At 55.0% G+C, this 6,303-nt stretch carries 8 protein-coding genes; 3 read left to right on the top strand and 5 right to left on the bottom strand.

Annotation, left to right across the window (positions count from 1 at the left end):
* From AEAC466_RS0123000 to AEAC466_RS43215, 3 genes are all read right to left on the bottom strand, one after another.
* A partial coding sequence (locus tag AEAC466_RS0123000) for an outer membrane beta-barrel protein (RefSeq protein WP_031239675.1) occupies positions 1-459 on the bottom strand: 459 nt, incomplete at its 3' end.
* A gap of 158 nt (positions 460-617) precedes the next feature.
* A complete protein-coding gene (locus tag AEAC466_RS43220) occupies positions 618-1,175 on the bottom strand; it encodes a polysaccharide biosynthesis/export family protein (RefSeq protein WP_155913913.1) in 558 nt (185 codons plus the stop codon).
* A gap of 131 nt (positions 1,176-1,306) precedes the next feature.
* Complete coding sequence (locus tag AEAC466_RS43215) at positions 1,307-2,062, bottom strand: metallophosphoesterase family protein (RefSeq protein WP_235074378.1); 756 nt, start codon at positions 2,060-2,062, stop codon at positions 1,307-1,309.
* A 144-nt stretch (positions 2,063-2,206) separates the two neighbouring features.
* On the opposite strand from AEAC466_RS43215, the gene AEAC466_RS44690 reads away from it, so the two are divergent.
* Positions 2,207-2,851, top strand: a complete 645-nt coding sequence (locus AEAC466_RS44690; protein WP_155913911.1) for a hypothetical protein — start codon at positions 2,207-2,209, stop codon at positions 2,849-2,851.
* A gap of 37 nt (positions 2,852-2,888) precedes the next feature.
* Here the strand turns inward: AEAC466_RS44690 and AEAC466_RS44030 are convergent, their stop codons facing one another.
* The gene (locus tag AEAC466_RS44030; protein ID WP_023460262.1) at positions 2,889-3,998 is read right to left on the bottom strand and encodes a transglutaminase-like cysteine peptidase; all 1,110 of its coding nucleotides are present in this window, start codon (positions 3,996-3,998) and stop codon (positions 2,889-2,891) included.
* A gap of 418 nt (positions 3,999-4,416) precedes the next feature.
* Here AEAC466_RS44030 and AEAC466_RS43200 point away from each other — a divergent pair, with 418 nt between their 5' ends.
* Entirely contained in the window at positions 4,417-4,854 is a 438-nt protein-coding gene (locus AEAC466_RS43200) for a hypothetical protein (protein ID WP_023460261.1), read from the top strand.
* 135 nt (positions 4,855-4,989) lie between these two features.
* Here AEAC466_RS43200 and AEAC466_RS45085 read toward each other — a convergent pair whose 3' ends face one another.
* Positions 4,990-5,190: a hypothetical protein gene (locus AEAC466_RS45085; RefSeq protein ID WP_023460260.1), complete on the bottom strand. Its 201-nt coding sequence runs from the start codon at positions 5,188-5,190 to the stop codon at positions 4,990-4,992.
* On the opposite strand from AEAC466_RS45085, the gene lepB reads away from it, so the two are divergent.
* On the top strand, positions 5,174-5,875 hold the full coding sequence (gene lepB / locus AEAC466_RS0122990) for a signal peptidase I (protein WP_235074377.1): 702 nt from the start codon (positions 5,174-5,176) through the stop codon (positions 5,873-5,875). The two genes, AEAC466_RS45085 and lepB, sit on opposite strands and share 17 nt — an antisense overlap.
* Positions 5,876-6,303: the final 428 nt, after the last annotated feature.

Raw genomic sequence — 6,303 nt, 5'->3', positions numbered from 1 at the left:
ATCGTACAAGGCCTCGTACCGCTGGCCATAGGAGGCGTTAGCAAAGAGATTGCTATTGCGCTGTATGTCCAGACGACCGGCGGCGCCCACCGTCCACTGCGTCGTGTTTTGATCTGAGTATTTCGAGTAGCTCTCAGAATCGACCGATGCCGAGGCTGAGAGCGCGTGCCTGCTCCAGTTTGATGTCAGCGTGGCCGACGGCATCGCGCTGATAAGCGTGTCCGATACGGTGTCCGTCGGCCGGTAGAGGACGTTATCGTTCGATGCGACACCCAGTTCAAGCTTCGGCGCCAACATGAATGCGCCGAGACGCAAACCAAGCGGCCGATATTCGTCCGGCATGCGATCGGCGACGGACACATTGCGATCACGACCGAAATTTGACGTATCTGCGAGCGCGAAGCCCGGGAAGAACAAAATAGCGGGGATGACGGCAGTCAACAATTTCGATTGGGTCATAGAAGCCTCGCGCACCGTTACAGTGCCTGAAAATTTTAATGGATCCGCAGGGTATGCGGCGTGGTGTCAGAATACTCTGGTGCAGGAAATCCCGTCGGGTATATGTCAGCCGTTAAGCCTGGGTTGAATACGCGAGTAAAAAGGACGGCACCCAAGCGCTAAAAATATCGCTCGGAAATCCGGACAGTATCACCAGGCGCCACCTGTAGAGACGAGGTGAGCGGCACCTGCTGCTCGCGCACCTCGTTGGCGTGGCGGATATAGACCTTCTTTTGGTTCGCTCTATAGGTAAATCCTTGCGCCAGAGCGACAGCATTTACGACGGTAATGCCGTTGCTGTAGGGATATTCCCCCGGGCGATTGACTTCGCCCAGGATATAAAACGGCCGGAACGACAGAACTTCAATATTGACCTTGGGATCATTCAGATAGCCCTGCTTATAGGCCGCGACTATGTTGGCCTGAAACTCTGCCGCCGTCAGTCCCGCCGCATGCATATCACCGATCAGCGGCAACGAGACCTTCCCGTCACCTGCGATCATGAACTCACCGCCTAGCTTTTCTTCTCCGAACACCAGCATCCGGATTTTGTCACCGGACCCCAGGCGATACTCATAAACACCTGTCGCTGTTGCCGGTGCCTGGGCAGCCGGCGGCGTGGCCATAGGCGGTTGCGCATTCTGGGCAAAGCTCATCTGCCCCCAAAGCGAGGCCATAAGCAGAGCCAGAAATAAGAAAACTGATTTCTTTGAAATCATCATGGACTCCATAAGCGCATTCCACGCTCTTGTGCGGCGCAACCTATATCAAAAATTGAGTTAAAACAACGCAGCAAAAGACCGTTCGGTTACATCACCTGAAATATAGTCCGCGTGTTATCTTTAAGTCGCACCGCCGTCAAGACGCTGGTCGCGTAAGCGCCAGTGTCCAAACCTATACGCCATCTGGTGTTTGTCGGCGCCTCTTCAGGCGTATGACCATGAACAACCACGTACTTGCAGGCCTTATCGACAGTCAGAAACGGCGTCCTGATCCACAGAAAGGTTTCAGCCCCCTGATCGTCCAGAGGCGTATTGGGCCGGACGCCCGCGTGGACGAACAAATAGTCGTCCACAATTACCAGCATTTTCATTTGCGCCATTAATTGGCGGTGACTGTCCGGCAGAGCCCGAGCAAATTCATCTCGTGTCTCGTTCCAGGCAAGCGGGTCAGATCTGAGATGGGGCAGAGATATTCCATATGAGGCCAAAGTGGCCGCACCGCCATGATCAGACCATGAAAGGCCCGCCGAAGGATCGTTCAGGAATTTGAGCAAAATCTCTTCATGATTGCCCATCAAAAATTCCACATCACACCATTCTGCGTTCTGTAAGGCTAAAATGCCATCCAACACGCCCTTCGAATGTGGACCTCTATCAACATAATCCCCCAAGAACACAATCAAGGGCCTCTCTTGGCTCAAGGCAGCATCCGATTTAATTTTTTGTAGCATTTTCTCCATGAGGTCCAAGCGACCATGGATGTCGCCCACCGCATAGGTTAAGCGCTTGATCCGCGCCTCTAATGGCTTTCGCCCCCTCAGTAACGCACCTAGAAATGACAAATGACTACCAAACGTGTTAATGTTGATGTTTATACTATGCCCATATACATAGCACCTCAAGCGCAAAGGGTGTATTAACGGAATTACAGCTTACGCACGACAGTAAACAAGACTGCGAGCGCCCCCATCAAGCGGGACAATCCTATGGCAGGCGATCTCAGCGCCTCTTGGCTCATAGTTGCGAACATGTTACGGGCACGCATGAACCTCAGTCTCGCCAAGATGCGCATGTGCACAAGCGTTATGCGCGTAGCCACCTTAATTACCTGCGCAATATGCGCCACGGCCCTCTGGCAGACGGCGCTTCCCCTCTCCGGCCCCATCGCGTTTCCGTTCTCGGAAACCTATTATGCCCGTGCCGCTGCCGCCCCCGTCGCGGCAGATAAAATAGCCTGGGCAAAAAAAGCCGTCAACGCGGCCCCTCGGCGGGCGGAAAATTGGCTCTTACTCGCTTACGCTTATCAATCGGCTGATAACACTTTATCGCCACGCGCCGTCGACGCCCTGCGACAATCGTATTCCGTCGCCCCCTTCTCGCCGGACGCTCACGATGGACGTCTTCAGGCCGTGTTCTCTAACTGGGGAGCACTACCCGCAGACATTCGTCGAATGGCCATTCGAGAGGCCAACCTTTACACGACGCGCGAAGCAGGCTTGGCGTTTATGAAAAGGCTGGCCCCGACCCTGCACGACACCAATGCCAAATTCGCAGCCAACCTGATAATTCGGGCGCGCGAAAGCCGCAAAGAAGCCGATTGGGCGCTGAACCAAGCCAATATAAACAACTGAGCCGAGCAGGCTGTGCCGGTGGCGGCTGGAACCTTTCCTACCGACCGCTCGTGTCGCGCAAAGAAACCCAGGTAAGACCCTCTGTTGCAAGCTGCCGAGAAACCCAGGTGTAGCCTGTCTGGTTCCACCTCTTGACACTGTAGGACAGGTTGTCCAGCACATAGTCACCATCCGTCGTCGCAACGACAAGGACGGCGTGGCTTTCGCCAGTGCGAGTCCGAACAATGGCTATGCCCATCGCAGCCGCCGGCATCCCCAGCCGCACCAGCTCCCGACGCTTTTGCAAAGCATAATCTTCGCAGTCCGCGCGATTGCCCTTAACGAGTCCGGGCGCGTTCCAATAGTCATTAACCTGATAGATATCCTGGTCCGTGTCCGAAACAAGTGTCGCATTGACGTCGCCATTTACCCGCTGCAGCGTTTTCAACGCGTCGCGATCTTTTCCAATGGCAATCATGCCACCCGCATCCTTTGCAGGAGAGCTGGTACCTTGGCCTGAGGGTTGCATCTCAGCCACGTCAACTGTTGATGAATTGAGTGGCGGGTTCGTAACATCGTCGCCATTAGACGAAAAAATATGCCACGCTCCCATAGGCTTATCCGCCCAAGCGAATACTCTTAGTTCTACGCCCGCCCCTAATGGCTCTCTCAATGGGACGGTGCCGCCGGTCAACGCCGGAAGCTTTTCTCCCTCGTCAGCATAGTCGTTGATCGCCACAAGCGTCATTTGGGGCGATGCCTGAACGATCCGACGCGCTCGAGGCATATCCGACGCACGCCTGGTCGACGCAGGGAAAGCGTCTTCAGATGCACCGCGAACGGCGGCATAGGCCAGTTGGGTTTTCCGCGCCAGCATCGCCTCCGCCTCAACCCGAATAACGGACGTATCTTGATCAGGCGTGGCGGCGCAATCCTGCGGGGACCGTTCGCACATCTCTAAAAAGCCTGTCGGCGCCAACATGCGACCACCCAATGGCATCCACTTGTCGCCACCCCTCACAGTTGTCTGCATTGCCATACCGGCAACGGCCAGGTTTACGGTTGGCGCCTTACGTTCCGGCAGGGTTGAACACGCCGAGAGGCCAAGGATAGACAGCAATACCAAGCCGCTACAATTGATAACAGAATATTTATGCGCGAGTTTCATGAGATACACCTGACCTGTGCACAAATAATCTCAGAAAGGAGTCAAATTCACGCTAATATTTATCATTAATGATCAGTAATTATATGTAGTTAATGAATATATACTGATATTGAGCGGCGTTTACTCGTCCTTAAGTGAACGTTTAAAGTTAATTTACGACAATTATACACCCCTTAAATCGGTCCACTTCAGCAGTTTATCGCGGCTTACAAAGTTAACCTTAACCATATTCGGACTTGAATTGGGGAATTCGACAGCTATTGGAAAGCCTTCCCGCGCAAAGCCCCCTTGTCCTCGCCTGGAAATTAATGTATTGGTAACCTATTGTACCGAACGACTGCCTGATGGGCATAAGTACTTGTCGGACACCAAACAATATGCGACAGGCGCGACTGCGCTTCGCTTTAAGGGATGTGGTATGCAGAAGTGGGAATTTAGACCGGGCCTGATTGCTCTCGTGATCGGCATATTGCTGGCTGGGCCCGTGGTTGATCCCGGCTTCCTCAATCCGCAAAACCTGGCCTTGTCTGTACAGCTTTCCGAAGTTGCCAAGGCTAATGAAGCCACAGCGCGCGGGCACCAAGGCGCCGCGCGGGCTGCGATAAAGGCCGGCATTGATGCTGGCGCGGTTGCAGGCATTGAAAACGGTGCGACGCCAGAACAGGTCACCGGCGCGATCGCCGAGGCGACCAATGCGCCGGGCAATTCCCCGGCGGTCAAGAGCGCGCTCGCCGACGCCCAAAAGGATATTGCGCCACCATCGGACGAGGCGCCGGGGGCAATTTCAACGAACCCGCCCGCCACCCTGACGACCCCGCCCACAATTGCACCTGGCGTAGGATATCGTGCGGGCTAGACGGCCCGCCCATCAGCCCCATTAGGCAGATTGCATGTCGGTTATAGCGCGACCAAGGGCGCGTTAAACGACACAACTGTCATCAATAGACCTTTCAATTTGCTGACCTAATGCGCGGGTCATTGCAGTTGATAGTTAACGCAAAAGGCGCGCTTCGAGCATGACCACGAACGCAACATCTTCGACACCCGACACACCGGCAACCAACGCCCCTGCTGCCCCCGCTACCGGTGCCCCTGCTGCCGAGGCGTCGCCCGCCGCAGCCTTGCCGTCCGACGCGGAACTTAAAAAGAAGCGGCTCAGAAGGACCGTCGGCATCGTGGTTGCGGCGCTCATCGTGGCGATTCTAGTGCGTACCCTTCTAATACAACCCTTTACCGTTCCGACATCGTCCATGGAGCCAAACCTCTATGTCGGCGATTATATGCTCATTTCGAAGTCGGATTACGGGTATTCTAGGTACTCACCCCCTATTACCATCGATGCAATAAAGGGGAGAATTTTCGAAAAAGTCGCCACGCGCGGCGACGTCGTTGTGTTTCATCTTGGCGGCCCTAAGAACCTCCACTCCGCCAAGCGAATTGTAGGTATACCCGGCGATAAGGTACAGATGCATGCCGGCCGGCTTTATGTAAACGGCTCGGCCGTTGTCCTGAACAATATGCCAACCGCAAGCGCCGACAAGACCGCCACGCAGCTGACCGTTCAACAGGAGACACTGACGAGTGGTCGCTCGTACCTCATTCAAACGGACTCGGGCCAGAATCGCGGACGCGAGACTCCCGTCTTTACGGTGCCCGCCGGGCATTATTTTGTCATGGGCGACAATCGCGACAATTCGCTCGATAGTCGCTTTGCACCTGACAGCCCTTACGGCCCGGGCATAGGATTCCTTCCAGCCGAAAATCTGGAAGGGCGCGTGGTCATGGTTCTCATGTCGTGGAAGCCGGGCTCATCAATTTGGAAGCCCTGGACCTGGTTGAATCTGCGCTGGGACCGTTTTTTCCATTCCGTGCATTAGGCCGTAAATTAAAACATCCAGCGGCGGCGTCTTCGAAGTAGCCCGCTTGGCAAACTCATATAATAGAATGGTAACTTTTCTGGACTGACCTCAGGTCGTATCATGCTGCCTCGGGGTCCATTTTGTAGGTCGCCCATGTTGATAGATCACCGCCTGGTGTCAGGGGTTACACTCTTCGGCATGCTTTATGCCGGCCTAGCTGGAGACCCGCAAGAACCGTGTAAATTTGGCTCGGGTGTGCGGCCTGTAATGACGGCAGTGGCTTCCGCCGCTTGAGCTGCGGCTATTCGGGGCTCCAGCTTGCGCCGCAACGCCTACCGCGCCACAGTCCACTGCAAGTGTCTGGTTCGGTGACTTCACCAATACGCTGCCGGATGGGCGGATCAGCAATGATAAGACGGCCCTTGTCCTGCAGCAGGCCGGTGCGA

The organism is Asticcacaulis sp. AC466 (assembly GCF_000495815.1).
In the GTDB taxonomy this organism is placed as follows: Bacteria; Pseudomonadota; Alphaproteobacteria; order Caulobacterales; family Caulobacteraceae; genus Asticcacaulis.
Note: the sequence above shows the minus strand (reverse complement) of the source record. Positions and strands in the feature narration are given on the sequence as shown.

What these genes read in the sequence shown, in the direction of transcription:
- AEAC466_RS44690 (WP_155913911.1), top strand. Translation starts at nt 2,207, where the DNA reads ATGGCAGGCGATCTCAGCGCCTCTTGGCTCATAGTTGCGAACATGTTA.
- AEAC466_RS43200 (WP_023460261.1), top strand. Translation starts at nt 4,417, where the DNA reads ATGCAGAAGTGGGAATTTAGACCGGGCCTGATTGCTCTCGTGATCGGC.
- AEAC466_RS43220 (WP_155913913.1), bottom strand. Translation starts at nt 1,175, where the DNA reads ATGGCCTCGCTTTGGGGGCAGATGAGCTTTGCCCAGAATGCGCAACCG.
- AEAC466_RS44030 (WP_023460262.1), bottom strand. Translation starts at nt 3,998, where the DNA reads ATGAAACTCGCGCATAAATATTCTGTTATCAATTGTAGCGGCTTGGTA.
- AEAC466_RS45085 (WP_023460260.1), bottom strand. Translation starts at nt 5,190, where the DNA reads ATGAGCGCCGCAACCACGATGCCGACGGTCCTTCTGAGCCGCTTCTTT.